Source organism: Veillonellales bacterium, assembly GCA_039680175.1.
Taxonomy (GTDB): domain Bacteria; phylum Bacillota; class Negativicutes; order JAAYSF01; family JAAYSF01; genus JBDKTO01.
In genome coordinates, this window is sequence record JBDKTO010000084.1 from 13,611 (window position 1) to 31,161 (window position 17,551).

At 42.7% G+C, this 17,551-nt stretch carries 15 protein-coding genes and 2 tRNA genes; 4 read left to right on the plus strand and 13 right to left on the minus strand.

Going from position 1 to position 17,551, the window contains the following annotated elements:
- Nucleotides 1-37: 37 nt before the first annotated feature.
- The 10 genes from ABFC84_14040 to ABFC84_14085 form a co-directional block, all read right to left on the minus strand.
- Nucleotides 38-535 (minus strand): N-acetyltransferase family protein, encoded by a 498-nt coding sequence (locus ABFC84_14040; GenBank protein MEN6413862.1) that lies wholly within the window; start codon nt 533-535, stop codon nt 38-40.
- A gap of 246 nt (nt 536-781) precedes the next feature.
- Nucleotides 782-871: transfer RNA gene (locus tag ABFC84_14045), tRNA-Ser, on the minus strand.
- A gap of 56 nt (nt 872-927) precedes the next feature.
- A tRNA-Ser gene (locus tag ABFC84_14050) sits at nt 928-1,018 on the minus strand.
- 41 nt (nt 1,019-1,059) lie between these two features.
- On the minus strand, nt 1,060-1,509 hold the full coding sequence (gene tadA, locus ABFC84_14055; protein ID MEN6413863.1) for a tRNA adenosine(34) deaminase TadA: 450 nt from the start codon (nt 1,507-1,509) through the stop codon (nt 1,060-1,062).
- A 257-nt stretch (nt 1,510-1,766) separates the two neighbouring features.
- Nucleotides 1,767-2,654, minus strand: a complete 888-nt coding sequence (locus tag ABFC84_14060; GenBank protein MEN6413864.1) for a diguanylate cyclase response regulator — start codon at nt 2,652-2,654, stop codon at nt 1,767-1,769.
- Nucleotides 2,655-2,776: 122 nt separating this feature from the next.
- Nucleotides 2,777-2,983 (minus strand): hypothetical protein, encoded by a 207-nt coding sequence (locus ABFC84_14065; GenBank protein ID MEN6413865.1) that lies wholly within the window; start codon nt 2,981-2,983, stop codon nt 2,777-2,779.
- Nucleotides 2,976-3,197: a hypothetical protein gene (locus tag ABFC84_14070; GenBank protein ID MEN6413866.1), complete on the minus strand. Its 222-nt coding sequence runs from the start codon at nt 3,195-3,197 to the stop codon at nt 2,976-2,978. The genes ABFC84_14065 and ABFC84_14070 overlap by 8 nt, the downstream gene beginning before the upstream one ends.
- 182 nt (nt 3,198-3,379) lie before the next feature.
- A complete protein-coding gene (locus tag ABFC84_14075) occupies nt 3,380-4,543 on the minus strand; it encodes a DegT/DnrJ/EryC1/StrS family aminotransferase (protein ID MEN6413867.1) in 1,164 nt (387 codons plus the stop codon).
- Nucleotides 4,544-4,633: 90 nt separating this feature from the next.
- Nucleotides 4,634-6,547 (minus strand): nucleoside-diphosphate sugar epimerase/dehydratase, encoded by a 1,914-nt coding sequence (locus tag ABFC84_14080; GenBank protein ID MEN6413868.1) that lies wholly within the window; start codon nt 6,545-6,547, stop codon nt 4,634-4,636.
- 508 nt (nt 6,548-7,055) lie between these two features.
- Nucleotides 7,056-7,817 carry an IclR family transcriptional regulator gene (locus ABFC84_14085; GenBank protein ID MEN6413869.1) on the minus strand — a complete coding sequence of 254 codons (762 nt, stop codon included), beginning with the start codon at nt 7,815-7,817 and terminating at the stop codon, nt 7,056-7,058.
- 274 nt (nt 7,818-8,091) lie between these two features.
- Between ABFC84_14085 and ABFC84_14090 the strand changes: the two genes are divergently transcribed.
- Entirely contained in the window at nt 8,092-8,919 is an 828-nt protein-coding gene (locus ABFC84_14090) for an MBL fold metallo-hydrolase (protein MEN6413870.1), read from the plus strand.
- Between the two features lie 36 nt (nt 8,920-8,955).
- Nucleotides 8,956-10,146 (plus strand): MFS transporter, encoded by a 1,191-nt coding sequence (locus tag ABFC84_14095; GenBank protein MEN6413871.1) that lies wholly within the window; start codon nt 8,956-8,958, stop codon nt 10,144-10,146.
- Nucleotides 10,147-10,291: 145 nt separating this feature from the next.
- On the opposite strand, the gene ABFC84_14100 is transcribed toward ABFC84_14095, so the two are convergent.
- A complete protein-coding gene (locus ABFC84_14100) occupies nt 10,292-11,242 on the minus strand; it encodes a LysR family transcriptional regulator (protein ID MEN6413872.1) in 951 nt (316 codons plus the stop codon).
- Between the two features lie 256 nt (nt 11,243-11,498).
- Here ABFC84_14100 and ABFC84_14105 point away from each other — a divergent pair, with 256 nt between their 5' ends.
- Together ABFC84_14105 and istA are read left to right on the plus strand one after the other, a co-directional pair.
- On the plus strand, nt 11,499-12,713 hold the full coding sequence (locus ABFC84_14105) for a pyridoxal phosphate-dependent aminotransferase (GenBank protein ID MEN6413873.1): 1,215 nt from the start codon (nt 11,499-11,501) through the stop codon (nt 12,711-12,713).
- Nucleotides 12,714-12,912: 199 nt separating this feature from the next.
- Complete coding sequence (istA, locus tag ABFC84_14110) at nt 12,913-14,040, plus strand: IS21 family transposase (GenBank protein ID MEN6413874.1); 1,128 nt, start codon at nt 12,913-12,915, stop codon at nt 14,038-14,040.
- A gap of 351 nt (nt 14,041-14,391) precedes the next feature.
- Here the strand turns inward: istA and ABFC84_14115 are convergent, their stop codons facing one another.
- Complete coding sequence (locus tag ABFC84_14115; GenBank protein ID MEN6413875.1) at nt 14,392-15,411, minus strand: hypothetical protein; 1,020 nt, start codon at nt 15,409-15,411, stop codon at nt 14,392-14,394.
- A gap of 528 nt (nt 15,412-15,939) precedes the next feature.
- Nucleotides 15,940-17,235 (minus strand): ATP-binding protein, encoded by a 1,296-nt coding sequence (locus ABFC84_14120; protein MEN6413876.1) that lies wholly within the window; start codon nt 17,233-17,235, stop codon nt 15,940-15,942.
- Nucleotides 17,236-17,551 lie beyond the last annotated feature (316 nt).

Sequence of the window (17,551 nt, forward strand, 5' to 3'; positions counted from 1 at the left end):
ACAAAAATATCCCGCCTAATCGGCGGGATTATCTAATTTAAGAAATTATTTTTTGATAGCCCACTATATCCAGAAGCTGGCCAAATTTCTGTCCCACCTCTTTGTAGTGGGCGCATTTGAAATAGCCGTTTTTTTCAACCAGCCTTATGCTTGCTTCATTCTGCCCGCATATAGTCGCCACAAGAACATGTAATTTTTGTTTTTTCGCGTATTCTTCAATATATTGGATTGCCTTGCTGCCGAAGCCCTTGCCGGTAAAATCAGGTTTCAAATATACTGATACTTCGGCAGTGTTATCATAGGCTTCTCTTTTTTTATGCTGCGCGATAAAAACATAGCCGCAAATATCTTCTTCTTTACATATTACAAATGTTTTATATTTCTCACTATCAAAAAATACGATCTGTCGCATTTCTTCCTTTGTTGGCGGTTTTGCATGAAATGTTGCAGTGGTATTTAAGACATAGTGAGTATAAATTTGCCGCACTTCATCCAGATATTTTTCCTGCATTTCCCGAAAAGAATAATTCTGCATAGCCAAAGCCCCCTTTATTTCTCGCAATAAAAAATTAAATTCTTTAAAACACAAAATTATCCTGCTAAAGCATAACCCTTTTTACATTTTTTAACACCGTCCCTTGAGCGGTTGAAGGAGCACGCCTTGAAAGTGGCTAAAGGTCGCAAGCAAAAATAAGTTTTATGCACTCAGAGTCAAAAAAGCAAACAAAAAAGTGCTTGCAAGTTGTATATCACAACTCACAAACACTTATCCATTCTCATATGGCGGAGAGAGAGGGATTCGAACCCTCGGTACAGTTTCCCGTACACACGCTTTCCAGGCGTGCTCCTTCAACCGCTCGGACATCTCTCCAGGTCTACAATAAAGTATTATCTATGAAATTAGCAAAAAAGTCAATGATTTTTTTATGGCGGAGAGGGTGGGATTCGAACCCACGAGACCTGTTACGGCCTACTCGATTTCGAGTCGAGCGCCTTCGACCAGCTCAGCCACCTCTCCGTATTGACTGTCAATGAAGCTGTTAACTGCGTTGTATCCAATTATTTGCGGCGGATGCGAAAAAACTCCCGCATGATCCCGGCACATTCGTCAGCGCGGACCCCGGCGACTACGGTCAGCCGGTGATTCAACGCGGCATTCTGAGGAATATTAAAAATGGATTCCACACCGCCGGCTTTGTAGTCGGGACTGCCGTACACCAACCGGTCAATCCGGCTCATAACCAGCGCTCCCGCACACATCGGACACGGTTCTATAGTAACATAAAGTGTTGCTCCGGTCAAACGCCAGCGGCCAAGTTTTTGGCAGGCCTCCCGAATGGCAATCATTTCCGCGTGAGCGGTGGCATCCTGCCAGGTTTCCCGCATATTGTGAGCTTGGGCAACCACCTGATCAGCCAAAACCAGCACCGCGCCAATCGGCACCTCGCCGATTTCATAAGCCATCCGGGCTTGCGCCAATGCCAAATCCATGTAGTCGTTGTCATCCATCCTCTTCACCACTCACTCAGCCAATGACGCCGCCAAAAACTCAATCCATAATGTTATTACTGAAGGCAATCAGCGGAGATACCAAAATAGTATACCGTATAAAATAAAAAAGTGCAAGCTATTGAGCAATGGTAGTATTGGACAACTCCGACGCCAATCAAATAAGAGTTCACTCTGGTAGAAGTGTACTCCATCTAATAGTCAAAATTGTCCCAAGACTTAACCGCTCTAAGACTCCGCTTGTACAAGCGGGAGTCTTAGAGCGGCTTGGCATCGGATAAAGCGTCTTTCTTCCTACGTTTATCCTCATACATCCGTTTATCCGCCTCAGCCAGCAATTCTTCCATGTTAGCAGGCTTTTCCGGATCATAATAGGCGACACCGATACTTAACGGCAATTGAGGCTGTCGCTTATCCAGGCACTGTCTTTCGGCCAAACGGACAAGCATAGTCTGAGAAAACTCTGGATTGACGTCTAAGGACAGAATCACAAATTCATCTCCGCCAAAACGGCCAATGATGTCTGATCTCCGGAAAGTGCTGTGCAATAAATCAGCCGCCCGGATTAAGGCCTCATCACCGGCCTGATGTCCAAAAGTATCATTAATCAATTTCATTGAATCCAGATCAACGAAAAATAAGGCCATTTTTTTATTCGTTCGCTCAGCGACCTGAAGCTGCTGTTGAGCTAAAGCCAGCCAGCCGCGCCGGTTATATACCCCGGTCAGTTCGTCATACATGGACACAATTTGCAGTTTCTCGACTACCCGCTGCCTTTCCATAGAAAAATACAGCGTTCGAGCAAGTACTTCCCTGTCAAACTGCCCTTTTACAAGGACATCCTGCGCTCCTTCCTTCAGAACTCTGGCAGCGAGAACGTCATTTTTAGTCTCACTGATTACGATAATTGGTACCGCCGGTTTAATCCGTCGAAGCGACGAAATGAGATCAAATTTCGCTAGCTTGTCCCAGGATAACGTGACAAGAATCGCCTTCACCGAATTTGAGCCCAACAGCCTGGTGATTCCCGAAGAACGACCGGTCCATAAAATTTTCTCAACAATACCATCCAGCAGGTTACTCAACCAGCCCCGCCCCTTAGGATCATCATCAATTACTAGAACAGCGGCTAGTCTTCCTGTCATTATTTTCCCCTCCTTGAGAGACAGCACCAAAAAAGCTGACAACAATTATGCTGACAAGCCAGCGCGGCCTGCCTGCCGCAAAAAGCGCGCTGATTCCCAATAACGCTATCCCCTTATCGCTGTTACGGAACCAGCCCCATCAGGCTTTTGACAGGTTTCCACTGCTGCTGTCCGCAAAGGCACGAATACCGGGGTGCAGTAGTTGCTCTTCCCTGATAAATTTTACTGCCGCAGGCTGTACAAACCCATAACCTTGATCTTGCCGCCGGTATTGGCTCTAAAACAACCTGTATACCGAAGCCGCTTTTCTGTTGAAAGGAACTAAACAAATGCTTCCCCTCCTTGTATCCGGCGCGTTAAAATAACCCGGTAGCTCCCGGAATCAGTAACCTTAAACTCGCTAAAGTATTGATCCGCATGTAATTCCCAGCCATCCGCTTCATACTGTTTCCGCTTTTCCTCAATAGCCTCCCTATAGTTGCAGCTGTGAATGCCTGCGACAAAAACGACTCTGGCTTGATATCTTATACTTTCGGCAGCCATAATAAGCCCCCTCCATTTATGCCTCTCAGCCTATTGATAAGTCAATCTCCCCTATCCGCAGGTTATTCTTGACTATTTCCGCCAGATACTGCCCATAATGCCCCGAGCATCATTACGAAGAATGCAACTATCCAGGATATCAACAGTATCCAGTACCATTCCACCATTCCATACCTCCAAGTTTATACTACCGCTCGCATTTGCTTGTGCAAACAATTTCCAACAACCTGAATAACCCGCTCCTGCTCATTTTCCGACAAACTGGAGCCGGACGGCAGACAAAGACCTGATTCAAAAATTCTGTCCGATATACTGTCCGATCCATGAGGATAGTAGCGGCACCTGCTGTATACCGGTTGAAGCTGAAGAGGCTTCCAGACGGGCCGGGATTCTATGTCCTCCTTAGCCAGTGCATCTATAATAGCGGCAGCCGTCACCCCACACTGAGGAGCAATGGTAAAAGCAGTCAGCCACCTGGTCGAACGGCCAAAATCCGCCTCTGGCATAAAGGAGACACCGGGAATGCCGGCTAATCCCTTATAATAACGGTCAAAGATGCATCTCCGCCTGTTAACCCGATCATCCAGCACTTTCAGCTGGCCTCTGCCAATACCGGCTAATACATTACTCAGCCGATAATTGTATCCGATCCTGCTATGCTGATAATGCCTTGCCGGATCGCGGGCCTGGGTAGCCCAAAAGCGAACCTTGTCCAGTCCGCCTAGATCATCGGATACAAGCATGCCCCCGCCGGAAGTCGTGATAATTTTATTGCCATTAAACGAATAGATGCCGTATTTACCCAATGTGCCGCTGGCTCTTCCCTTATAAGTTGCTCCCAATGATTCAGCGGCATCCTCAATCACCGGGACGCCATAAGCATTGCAGATAGCTAAAATAACTTCCATGTCGGAACTTTGCCCATATAAATTAACAGCAATCACTGCCTTGGGAAGCTTGCCGGCTCTCTCCGCATCGGCAAAGGCTTGCCGTAAAGCGTTTGGTGACATGTTCCACGACTCTGGTTCAGAATCAATAAAAACGGGTATCGCTCCCTGGTATACGATAGGATTTGCACTAGCGGCGAAGGTAAATGCCGAACAAAATACCAAATCTCCTTGTCCGATATTCAGCAATTTTAAAGCCAAGTGTATGGCCGCCGTACCCGAACTGAGAGCCACCGCTCCCCTCGTCCCCACGTAGGCGGCTACTTCCTTTTCAAAAGCATCGACGTTAGGGCCCAGTGGCGCAATCCAATTTGAAGAAAATGCTTCTTTAACATACTGCTCCTCATAGCCGCTCATATGAGGCGGTGACAGGTATATGCGCTGATTTTGTCCAACCATGCTAATCCTCTCCCTCTATTCTTCGTTTTGATAATACTAAAAAATCCCATGGTTAGTGGTTTCCGTAATAACAAGATCCACCGGCTGCAATCACGGCACCAGACCCGTTGCAGTTTGGTAGCTTCCTGTCTGCCCATCAAGCTGTGCCTCAGCGACCTGGTCTTGATGCTTAAAGGTCCGTCGCTTCGCTGCAATTTTCGTTGAATATGTGGGCACCAGTTTTTTCATCGTAGTAACGACATCCTCGTCATTATGAATTGCCTGCTGCAATGCTGCCAGCCCTCTCTGCAGCCGTTTCTCATCAACCGCTTTGAGCTTGGCGACATAAATTTTCTCATGTCTGGTAGTGGTAGTCCCTTCTTCAGCAGTCAGCAGTTCCTCAAACAGCTTTTCCCCCGGCCTGGTTCCGGTATATTCGACTTTGATATCGGAATACGGAACCAACCCTGACAGTTCTATAAGATCGCAGGCTAAATCTACAATTTTAATAGGTTCTCCCATATCCAATACAAAAACTTCGCCGCCGCTGGCCATTGATCCGGCCTGAAGGACTAACTGTGCAGCTTCGGGAATGGTCATGAAATAACGCTTCATATCAGGATGCGTGATCGTAATTGGCCCGCCTGCGGCTATTTGTTTTTTAAACAGCGGTACTGCGCTGCCCCGGCTGCCTAATACATTACCAAACCGGACCGCGACAAATTTGGTATCGCTGACTTTATTAATGCTTTGAATCACGAGCTCAGCTATTCTTTTTGTCGCTCCCATTACACTGGTCGGGTTTACCGCTTTATCGGTCGAAACCATGACAAAGACTTCCGTGCCGGCCCGATCAGCCGCTTCAGCAACAACCTTAGTGCCAAAGACATTGTTACGCACCGCCTCTTCCGGCTGCAGTTCCATGAGCGGAACATGCTTATGCGCTGCAGCATGAAAGACTACCTGCGGTTTATTATCGGCAAAAACTCTGGCAATCCTTTCGCGATCGCGCACATCCGCAATAATGGGCTTAATCGCTGTATCAGGAAATTTTATTCGCAGTTCGCGATCAATTTCATAAATACTATTTTCGCCTTTTCCCAGCAGAAAAATTTCTTCCGGCGACAATTTAGCAATTTGGCGGCATAGCTCCGATCCAATCGATCCTCCGGCCCCGGTTACGAGAACCCGTTTGCCGCCGATATAGCTTGCGATGCCGTGCAAATCCAGCTGCACCGGCTCTCTTCTAAGCAAATCTTCTAAGTTGACCTCGCGCAATTCCTGGACCGTAACCTTACCGTCAATAATCTCATACATGCCTGGCAGAGTTTTAACCGTACAGCCTGTTTCTTTGCATTCGCTTAATATTTCCCGAACAACGCACCCGCCTGCGGACGGCATTGCAATAATGATTTCGTTCACTTGATACTCATTTACTATGTGCCGTATATCTGACCGTCCTCCCAGGATTTTAACTCCGAAGATCATTTGGTCATGCTTATAAGGATCATCATCAACAAAGCCGACAATCTTTTTGCTATCCAGATATCGGTGCTTAATTTCCCTCGCGATCATGGCTCCGGCATCACCAGCGCCGACGATTAGTACGTTAGTACCACTTTGACCCTTTCTCTGCCTAAGATAATAGGCTATCCTCAAACCTAATCTGGACAGTCCAACCAAAACGATGGTTGACCCCCAGCTTATAAAATGTATGCTTTTCGGTATTGCGGCACCGGCCAACGCTGAATATATCATAATAATTACCGAACTTAACGTCACAGCTCCAGCGATCGCCAGCAATTCATTGATACTGGCATAGCGCCACAATCGGTGATACAGCCCAAAACCATAAAAGGATATCAACCGGATAAAAATGACGACTGCCATAAAGGGCTGCAGCCAGCTAAAAAATAGTTCACCGGCAGTTTCCTCAAAGCAAATCATTAACGCCAGAAAGGGTGTAAAACTAACGATAACCGCATCAATGAACATCAATCCCCCGAAGATCAATTTACGTCGCATTAAAACATCCCCCGTATTGGAAGCTGATAGCTTCTTTTGTATTTGATTTATGTACTTTGCAAGCATTACTATTTTATCCATTTATTTCTTTTTATATAAAATTTTTACTAATAATTAATTTCCCAATTGAACGTAATGGAGAATACGGCTTTTATTATATTTGTAAATTATTACCATTTCAAGAAAAATATACTGACAGAACTCCTATTTAACTTACCTTTGCAAACCTTTTTTGCTCGATTCAAACATCAGTGCAACCACTTCTGTTATCAATCGCTGTCGAAACCATATGAATACATTGCAAAATAATTTTTATAATATAAATTGCGACAATGACTGCCTGATACAAAAAAAGAACTCGCTATCTGTTCGTCAAACAACAGATAACGAGCTCTTTTTTGCGCCCCAGTACTCTAACCATTCAGCTATTAATAAAGGGAACACTTAAATTTACAGAGTATCGCAGACTTTATTCATGTGCGAGTTTAAGTTTATATTATACACCGCATCATGTTTCCGGTTCAATCAATTTTGATTTTATATAGTCTATCGTTTCCTGACGCAGCATCTTGTCTTTCATACTTATGTCACACATTAAAGAAATCGCTCCCCTTATTTTCCCTTTTACAGTTAACGGAAAAGAGATAGTCAAATTTCCGGGAAGCCATTCCTCGTCATGGATTGAATAACCCCGTTCCCGTATCCTGTTAAGATCCTCCCGGACAGCTTCTTCGGATATCAACGTAGTTTTCGTAAATTTTATGAATTTAGCTTTAAAAAAGTATTTTTTCAGTTCTTCTTCCGAAAGTGTGGACAACAAAAGTTTTCCCGGTGCGGAGCAGTAATTATAACGTTTGGGATCAAAAAAAGCATTGTTAAATGCCAAATTATTTGTCTGCAAATCCTTGTGCAGCGTGACGGTACTACTGCCAAGGAACGCCATAATGTGTGTTGTCGTCTCAAATTCATAGGCCAGCGTATGCATGGTATCCAAGTAGAGTTCCGTAAGTGGATGGTTAGCAATGAGGACGCTATTCAGTTGAATGATCTTATCTGTAAGGCGAAATCTGTCGGTTAATGGATCTTTTTCTACATAACCAAGATTCTGCAGTGTCAGCAGATATCTATCCGCACTGGACGTATGTGTGTACAACCGTTTTGCAATCTCAGAAACGGTCAGCTGTCTATCGCTCCATGCAAGAAGTTCCACAATCCTTATTGTTTTTTCCACAGAAGCTATATTGTAAGAATAGTTTATTTCATTAGACAATTTATCCACCCCTTTCTCTAAAAATATATCGATGCAATGCCTCACCACTTATATTAAAATCGTATACTCATTTTGCGGAGAAAGCAAGCTCAATTGTTTTATTTATATATACGATTATTATTGCATATATAACAATGTAATTTTAAAGATGAAAAAACTGTTTTGATATTGCTTTGCAAGCATTTACAATCGAACAAATAAGGCTTAAGGTTAATTTAGAAAATTCATTAAAAGCGCTTTTGGTGGAAAATTATGAATATGAGGAGAAATAATTATGAATCTTAAACAGTATCGTAATCCACCTGATCTTATCGACAGAATGCCCAATGCTTCTTGGTTTACTCATGCACAAATATTTGACGATGTATTGATTGTCGCAAATACCTCCACAGCTTCTTTCATTCTAAAAACTACTGATGGTCTTATCATCATTGATGCCATCTATCCTAAGGAACAGATGTTCAATGCCATTATTGATGGTATAAAGGACATAGGCTGGAACCCGAAAGATATTAAAAAGCTGGTTATCACCCACGGCCATTTCGATCATTGCGGCTGCGGCAAATGGATAGTGGCCAATTATCATCCGGAAACCTATCTTTCAAAAATAGATGACGTGTACTGGAGTAACGTACCATTCTTCCCCGACAAACCGGAAACTTGGAAGGATTTTGATATTGACCATTATGTAGATGACGGAGACGAAATCATCTTGGGAGAAACGACGATCAAGGTATTTTTCACTCCGGGGCACACTCCGGGCGGACTGAGCTTCATTTTCCCTGTTCACGATAACGGGATTCTCCATATGGCAGGTATGTGGGGCGGTACCAATCCGCCTGGTGACATCAACGGTGTCGTAACATACTTCCAGTCACTTGATCATTTCATGGAAGAAACGGAAAAGTACCATTGTGATGTGACTATCAATAATCATCCAACCATGGACGGCTATGACAAAATTGCCTATGCCAATCATCGTTGCTCGCATATGCCCAATATTTATGTCATCGGCGAGGCTGGGTTCAGGCATTTTTGCCAGCTCTACCGTTTCCTGTGTTATGACAAGCTTTTGGAAATCGCCAATACTCTGAAGAAGTAAATTAACCGAATGCCTGACCGAAAGAGAGGAGTAACTATGGGACAAGACACAAACAGCAGGCGAATCATTATCTTATTATGTGGCTTGGTGTGCAGCCTTATTATGGGCTTTTGTTATACATACAGCATAATCCAGCCGTACATAATGGATTACTTTAGTATAGAATCATCTCCTGCCAGCCTGCCCTACACTATTTTTCTAGCTATCTTCGTTGTCGGAAATTATGTAGGCGGTATGATGCAGAAAAAGTATAGTGTCAAGATTATAATGCTTATCGGATATCTTCTTATGGCTATCGGCATTTTTGCAACGTCTTTATTGCCCAAAAGCTCACCAACAGGTATGTGGATCACTTACGGAGGTTTGCTTGGCCTTGGTGACGGGATTGTATATAATGTCATTGTCGCTATGATGCAGAAGTGGTTCCCTGACAAAAAAGGGCTTGCAACAGGCTTAACATTAGCTGTGCTCGGGGTATCCGCCACAATACTCTCACCATTGTGCCACAGCTGGCTAACAAATTATGGATTCACCGGCACTTTCAAAATACTTGCAGGCATTTATGTAGTCATTGCAATATTTGGTATGATGACTATAAAAGCGCCCCCGGAAGGTTATATGTCGGACTATAAGCCAACTGGAGCTGTGGCCGTTTCAACACGCCAGTGTTCTACCGCTAGCGATTGCTTCCAAACAAAAGAATATTATTTGCTAACACTCATATACTTTTGCGCTATTCCTGCCTTCGTATTGCTCAGCGCAATATTTGTTACCTATGGCACTTCACGGGGATTAGATACAACCCTTGCAGTAACAGGTGTGTCGGTAGCATCTATAATGCAAGTAGCGGGACGCTTTCTAATTTCCGCCGGAAGTGACAGGATAGGGCGCAAAGGTGCGATGATACTATGTTTCATAATCACAATCGCAGCCGTAATATTCCTGACATTCTCTACAGGTATGCTTTATGTTATCTGCTTCTGGTTATTGAGCTTCACATACGGTGGCACAGCCGCTACGATGCCATCACTAATAACCGACTATCTCGGCACAAAAAATGCAGGACTTGTCTGCTCGCTGGTCATGATAGGATTTGGGGTATCATCAATTGGTACTTCATTCCTCGCCAAAGCCGTTTCCATTTCCACCACTTTTATAATTGCCGGTGCAGTTGGCGTGGTTGGAATCGTTATGACTCTACTGCTTCCTAAACTTGGTAAAAGTTAAGGGTTGCTGCTGTGATTTTTTAATAAAAATCACAGCAGCACAATCCCAATTAAAAAAGCAACCGTCCCTATCTGTCTTTAACTGACAAATAGGGACGGTTTGATTTTATATCATTTTTTAGACGGTTTCGCTCACATTCCGCAAGTTAAATAATTCCTTCCCTCTCATGTAGAAATTCAATAAAATTTTTACCTGCTTTTGAAAGGGAAGGTGACTTTTTATAGTACACCATAATGTTTCGGACTGAATTTTTATCATCAATTTTATAAAAAAATAATTTATTTGTGTCTTCCAGGTAATGAGTAAACCCGGCACGTACAAAGGTAATGCCCTTTCCACTGCAGGCAATATAATATGCTGTAAGCAATTGATCAAGATACATCGCCACTTTTGGCGTAAAGCCCGCCTTTTTGCACATTTTTAAGCCTCTCTGATACATATCATTTCCCTTTTTCAATAACAGAAAAGTTTCGTTTTCAAAATGTTTCATGCTTACCTTAGAATATTTTTGATCTAAATATCTCCCGCTGCCTACATCCTCAAATGAGAGACGACATTGCTTCAAGCGATTGTTCACCTCATAAGATGCCGGAACTGCCAGCACAATATGTTCTTCCTCCCACACAATGGAATTAAAGATAGCAGGGTCCAATTTTTCTACATCTAAAATAATATCAATAGTGCTTGATCGCAGACATTTTATCAAATCGTCTGCATTTGCTTCCAAGAGATTTACCGCAATACCCGGATATTCCAGCTTAAACGCTTGTACAATCGTTGGCAAAATATACGCACAGAAGAACGAAGCACTTCCAACATTGATCGTTCCTCGGTTATCACCCAGCAAACTACTGAAATGTGTCACCATATCTTTTTCTATTTCCATAATCTTCTCTATAGATTCAATATAGTATTCTCCAGCCGGTGTTAATTGTATCGGATTACTGCTTCTGTCGAAAATAGGTAGTCCAATTTCTTCTTCAACCTTTTTAATTGCCGCACTAATCGCCGGTTGAGAAATATATAGCTTTTCAGCCGCCTTAGAAAAGCTTTTATTCAGATAAACCGCATAAACATAATCCATATTTTTCAGCATACAATCACCCCGTAACTCAATGTTTCCTCCATGGCAGCATAAATAAAATTATATATTTTTATATAAATTTAAATATTTGAAATAGTTTCCAGAACTCAATACAATTATAGTATAAAAAGTACTTATGGCAAACCTTACTTTTAATTTTAAGAGCCCTTCAATCACAATGGAAAAAGCTCTATTCTAGTTAAGAAAAAGGTTGCCTCTTTGGGTACAAATCTTAATCATCATGGAACGAGAAATCGAGGGATTACTAATGGATTTACTAAACGAGAAATTTTCAAAACTTGGTGTTGAAAATGCTCCCGGACAGGAAGCGCGCCAAAACACGAATGAAATTAAACTACAGGGAGAAAAACTTTCTGGCACGCCGGTTGATTTTTCACACGGTGATGTCGACGCCTTTGAGCCAATTCCCGGCACGTTGGATGTTTTTAACGCTGGCGTTCACCTCGGTGGCAAGCAGGCCTATACCGAGTATCGCGGCAGCAAAATCATTCGAGAGGATGCAGCCCTAAAACTTGCTAATTACACCGGCGCAACGATTGATGCTAGCCGGAATATTATCATCACTCCCGGAACACAAGGTGCACTTTTCCTTGCACTGGGTTCCACAATTGCAAAGGGGGACAAGGTTGCCATTGTAGAACCGGACTATTTTGCCAATCGAAAGCTCGTCGAGTTTTTTGACGGTGAGATCGTTCCTATCCAGATGGACTATTTCAAAACGACCGATTGTGCAGGCTTGGACCTAACCCAATTGGAAAATGCTTTTAAAGCTGGTGTTAAACTTTTCTTGTTCTCCAACCCCAATAATCCCACGGGTGTAATTTATTCACCTGCCGAAATTCATGCGATTGCTAATCTTGCACAAAAGTATGGGGCAGCAGTCATCGCTGATGAATTATATTCACGTCAGATTTTCGAAGGAAGAACATACACACACTTATGCGCGCAGAATATTATAAATCCCGAAAATTTGATTACGATCATTGGTCCATCGAAAACAGAGTCAATGAGTGGATATCGGTTAGGCGTAGCATTTGGCTCCGCTAGAATCATTGACCGTATGGAAAAACTGCAGGCCATTGTGTCCCTGCGTGCCAGCGGATATAGTCAGGCTGTAATGAAATCTTGGTTTGCCGAACCGGAGGGCTGGATGAATAAGCGAATAGTACAGCACCAGGCAATCCGTGATGATTTATTGGCGAAACTTCGCTCTGTTGAAGGGGTTAAGGTAAGAACCACTGAAGCAGGCAGCTACCTCTTCCCGAGAATTCCAAAGTTGGATGTTACCATACAAGAATTTGTCAAAATTCTTCAGCTCCAGGCTGACGTCACGGTAACACCTGGCACGGAATTTGGTCCACAGTTCACCGACAGTTTCCGCATCAACTTTTCACAGGATCACAAGGCGGCCGTAGATGCAATGGAACGCATCATCCAAATTATTGAGAGGTATCGCAGGTGAGTACTACAGTAAAAAAAGTCAATCCAATCCCGCAGGGCAAATATTGTTTAATTATAAAATAAAAATACCGGGTTTTATCATCAGGTAGTCCGGATTTTATCATTAGAAATTCCCGGGAAAAATCATGATAAAAGTTGTCCAAATGGAAAAAACACAGTAACCTTTATCGTAAGAGAAACGGTGAAGGAGAAAAGGAGCCATGCTGACAATGTCCCAAATTAATGAAATTCGCGAAGCCTTTGAACTAGGCAAGAAGGTCTCACAGATAGCCCGGGAACTCGAAATAGATGAAAAAACTGTACGGAAATATCTGAAACAGGAGGATTTTTCTCCCACTATACCAGTAGTAGAGGAACACACATCGCGCCTCGATCCTTATAAACCTCGTATTCAGCAATGGCTGGACGGGGACGTAAGCGTTTGGTACAAGCAGCGCCATACCGCCCAGCGTGTCTATGATCGTTTGAAAGCGGAATGTCCGAAGTTTGCTCTGTCCTATCCAACAGTGCAGCGGTTTGTAAAGGAATACAAGAGGAAACTTCAGCAAACCAAGACCATTCAGGAACTTGTATGGTATCCCGGTGAAGCGCAAGTAGATTTCGGTGAAGCCGACTTTTATGAAAAAGGAGTGCTTTGTCGCAAAAAATATTTGACGGTTTCTTTTCCCTACAGCAATCGCGGTTTCTGTCAAGTATTTGGCGGAGAAACCGGAGAGTGCGTTTGTCAGGGGCTCAAAGATATTTTCGAGTATATTGGCGGAGTGGCGCGTGTTTTAGTTTTTGACAACGCCACAGGAGTAGGACGCCGTGTGGGTGACAACATTCGTGAAGCACAACTGTTCCAACAGATGCGTGCTCATTACGGATTTTTGGTGCGATTCTGCAATCCAAATGCCGGACATGAAAAAGGGAATGTAGAAAACAAAGTAGGAACTGTCCGCCGCAATTGGTTTGTCCCCATTCCATCCTTTGACCATGTTGAACAATACAACCGTTTTCTTCTCGAAGCTGGACCGACAGACGACGTTCATTACAAAAAAGGCCGCCCGATTGCGGAACTGTTTAAGGAGGATCAGCGCGCCTTGAAACCTTTCCGTTTCACCAAATTCCGGGCAGGTGGAATAGAAGTGGCGCGAGTCCAGCCGTACCTTGCCATAGCTGTCAGCAGTCACATACATAAACCGGCAGACATTGAATGGAGAGTTCGGCAAATTTTTCTTAGTGAGTTTTTGGCAATAGGCAATTTCTTCTTGAAGTACACCGCTGGTGTCTTTCGTCGGGAAATTCGCTTTCAAAGATTCGTCGACCTTGTAAACGGCTTTCCTTAATTTTCGGGAACGCCCATGTATACGGAAAAAGGTACAGTCTCCTCATTTTTTCTTGAGGGACTATACCTTTTTTACATCCACGAGACTTTTTCAGTGGCCTCCTTTGATTGTTGTTTAACCATTCTATTATATTTGGATTGGAAAATTCGTCTACATCGGAAATAAAAACATCAATTAATACAAAATAATCAACGACGTTATCGAGCAGCTTTAACCGTAATTCCAATAATTCCAGCTCATTAAAAAATGTAAAACAATTGTAGACTTTCACCCTTACACCACCGTCCGTTAACTTCATTATTCCCCTTCCACAAAATTTCACTTCACGGAATTACCATATAAAGTGAGATTTTAACCCTCTATAAAAACTTCCTTAAACTGCTGCATAACAACTTGGGGGTTAAAATGTTCCGAATAAGCATCCCAATTTTTCCCCGGTTGTTTTGTGAATTGCAAAATTATTTTCCCCAATTCTGTATAGTCTAAATAACCTATCCCCTTATTACCTAGTATTTCAATATGACTGCGCTCTTTTATATAAGGCGCATTGCAAGTAATTACCGGTTTATTGCAAATAGAAAACTCACCGCAAGCAATGCCGAAGCTTTCACCCTGCCGCCTTGCATGAAGCATTGCATCACAGGTTTGGATAAACTTTCTTTTATACATAGGATCGGCTACTCCATCCAGAAAAATAATATTGTCCATTTCATTCCGAGGAAACATTACCGGACTTATCAGCACATTCGCCCATTTTTTACGAAAGTAAGTCTTAGCGTGTAAAAAATCTTCAGTATTCATAAACAAAAAATAAATGTCTTTCCGCTTTGATGCTACCTGATAAACTAAGCGTTTCACGAAAGGAAGGTCAAAAGTTTCTTTGCCGCCATATCGTCCGAAAACAATGGCATCCTTGGGTATCCCCAGTTGTCGGCGTAAATCGCCCTCCGTTTCCGGCAGATAAATCATATGCGGTACATACGGACTTTTCCCCCCACTCATCTCTTCACTCAGCCACTTAGAGACATAAGCATAAACATCACCGTGAATGTCATAATGTTTAAACACTACATGGATACAATTCTTTACTCCATTTAACACAACACCGTCGTTTTTTCCTGATTTAATCGCATAAAAAATATCTATTTTCTCTTTAGCAGCATATTGCTGCAGTTCTTCCAATTTGTCATAATATATTACCTTAAACCGTTTCGTAAATTTTTCAACTGCCATGGGATGGTGAGCAGCGTCACGCCTTGTTGCCACAATAGACTCATTATGTAAATGAATTTCATTAAAATGGGCATAATCATATAACGCCACTTCGGTGCCTCGTAATGACAGTTGATTGGTATGAAATAAAATTTTCATTACTGTCCTCCCATAACAGCCCAGAAAAGATAGGCCTAGCCCGGGCAATCTTCAATCCTCATTGGACAAATTGTAGTGCTGCCGGCAAAAGAATGCTTTTATCTCTTACTAAAATATCTATTTATAATGGTCTCATACTCCAAAGTATATATTGACTTTGTGCATCAATATGGTGAGAATTAAATAAGCGTAACAGCGCAATAATTTATACTTTTACAAAATATCGCGCCTCCACTTATGTCAAATAACATTCATTGATAACGGAATCGGCATGAATCACCATCAGGATATTATCTTTCTCACAAAAAAGCTGCGTCAGTCAAGGACGATTCCCCTTTATCTCAAGTAGCCGTTTGAGGTAAAATTAAATTCGCCTAAATTCAGAGCATCACCAATACATTACGCCCCATTGACTGTAATTCCTTAAATGAACGGTAACAGCAAAGGAATTACCGCCTTTATAATCCTTCATTAATATACTTCTATTATACCTCAAAATAATAGAATAAAAATAGGTAGTGCCAGTTGCTACAAGCAAAACGCGGCATACAACGGTACGATCTTTTTGCCGTCTTCAAACCCAAAATTCTTTGTTGACAGTTTAACGGCGTACTGGGGTTTATACTTATTAATGTAAACACCAAGACTCTTAGACTTTGTATTGTCCGCAGATTTGACTTCGATAGGAATAATACTTCCGTCGCGCTGAATAATAAAATCCACTTCAGCACTGCGGTCAGAAGACCAGTAATAACTGGTGTACCCACTGGCAGTAAGCTGGCAGCACACATAGTTTTCAACCATACCGCCCTTGAAATCGTTCAATTCCTCAGACAAGAAGAGCACATCTTCAGGAATGATCTCCTTCTTCGCACAAAGCAAGCCCACATCAGAAACGTAGATTTTAAAAGAATCAATATCACGATAATTCTCCAGCGGTTTCTTCGGCTGCTCCGCCCGGTATATCCTGGTAACAATGCCGGAAAGCGCGAGCCATTCAATCGCGTTTTCAAACTCCGATGCCCGTCCGCCTTTTTTTACCAGCTTATATTGGAAACGGGTATTCTGTTTTGACAACTGAACGGTAATATTGTCATAAACAAGATGCGTCTTTTTGATTTCATTTAACGTGTTATACTTGCTCATGTCGCTCAGGTAGCTTGTCAAAATCATATCCTGCGTATGCCGGACCAGAAGGAAGTCCTTGGTCTCCAGGTACTTGTCAACACAATCGGGCATGCCCCCGATCACAAGATACTGCCGGTAATAATTCAAAGCGGCTTCATGTAACGCAGACGGCATAGGTACATCATGGGTAAAACAGTCTTTAATCTGTCTGACAAGACTCTCCTCGGCGCAAGCAAGGAAAAATTCTTCCATATCCATCGGATAAAGCGTCTTAATATCCACTTTGCCAACAGGGAAAGAAAACTGCTCACGATTTACCGCAACGCCCAGCAAACTTCCGGCGACGATAACATGATATTCCGGCGCATTTTCGCAGAAATATTTGAGCGAAGTCAATGCCCGCTCACAGAGCTGCACCTCATCCAAAAAAATCAGCGTCTTTTCTTTGATAATGGTCTGATTGGCAAGGCGGGAAAGTATGGGAATAAGGTAGCTTGGTTCCAGACTTTCGGCAAAGGTCTTACTCAGCTGCGGGTTGGTTTCGAAGTTAAAGTAGGCCACATTCTCATACTTCTCACGGCCAAATGCGAGTACGGAATAGGTCTTGCCCACTTGTCTTGCGCCCTGCAAAATTAGGGGCTTTCGATAGGGATTTTGCTTCCAATCATTAAGATATTTCATAATCTTTCGGTACATAACAACAGCCTCCCTGTGGTTGTTAGCAATAGATTACTATATATTCATGCAAAATTCAAGGAATTTTATTTTATATTTTACACTAAATTGCACCAATAAATACGATATCTCAACACTATTCACACGAAAATGATAAAAAGATAGGGTTAACCAACTAGAAGATGGTTAACCCTATAATTAAAATTTTTATCACAGGTGTTGATTAACCAAAAAAAGTAAAGACAAAAGGACACCTTTTCTGTAAAATCGTAGTTGCTAAACAAACGATCAGAAAGAGGCGTCCCTTATAAAACAGTCTACCATTTTTCTAACCATT

Bases quoted from the DNA above. Each gene is read 5' to 3' on its own strand.
- ABFC84_14060 (MEN6413864.1), bottom strand. From the start codon at position 2,654: ATGACAGGAAGACTAGCCGCTGTTCTAGTAATTGATGATGATCCTAAG.
- ABFC84_14070 (MEN6413866.1), bottom strand. From the start codon at position 3,197: ATGGCTGCCGAAAGTATAAGATATCAAGCCAGAGTCGTTTTTGTCGCA.
- tadA (MEN6413863.1), bottom strand. From the start codon at position 1,509: ATGGATGACAACGACTACATGGATTTGGCATTGGCGCAAGCCCGGATG.
- ABFC84_14080 (MEN6413868.1), bottom strand. From the start codon at position 6,547: ATGCGACGTAAATTGATCTTCGGGGGATTGATGTTCATTGATGCGGTT.
- istA (MEN6413874.1), top strand. From the start codon at position 12,913: ATGCTGACAATGTCCCAAATTAATGAAATTCGCGAAGCCTTTGAACTA.
- ABFC84_14090 (MEN6413870.1), top strand. From the start codon at position 8,092: ATGAATCTTAAACAGTATCGTAATCCACCTGATCTTATCGACAGAATG.
- ABFC84_14105 (MEN6413873.1), top strand. From the start codon at position 11,499: ATGGATTTACTAAACGAGAAATTTTCAAAACTTGGTGTTGAAAATGCT.
- ABFC84_14040 (MEN6413862.1), bottom strand. From the start codon at position 535: ATGCAGAATTATTCTTTTCGGGAAATGCAGGAAAAATATCTGGATGAA.
- ABFC84_14075 (MEN6413867.1), bottom strand. From the start codon at position 4,543: ATGGTTGGACAAAATCAGCGCATATACCTGTCACCGCCTCATATGAGC.
- ABFC84_14100 (MEN6413872.1), bottom strand. From the start codon at position 11,242: ATGCTGAAAAATATGGATTATGTTTATGCGGTTTATCTGAATAAAAGC.
- ABFC84_14115 (MEN6413875.1), bottom strand. From the start codon at position 15,411: ATGAAAATTTTATTTCATACCAATCAACTGTCATTACGAGGCACCGAA.
- ABFC84_14095 (MEN6413871.1), top strand. From the start codon at position 8,956: ATGGGACAAGACACAAACAGCAGGCGAATCATTATCTTATTATGTGGC.
- ABFC84_14120 (MEN6413876.1), bottom strand. From the start codon at position 17,235: ATGTACCGAAAGATTATGAAATATCTTAATGATTGGAAGCAAAATCCC.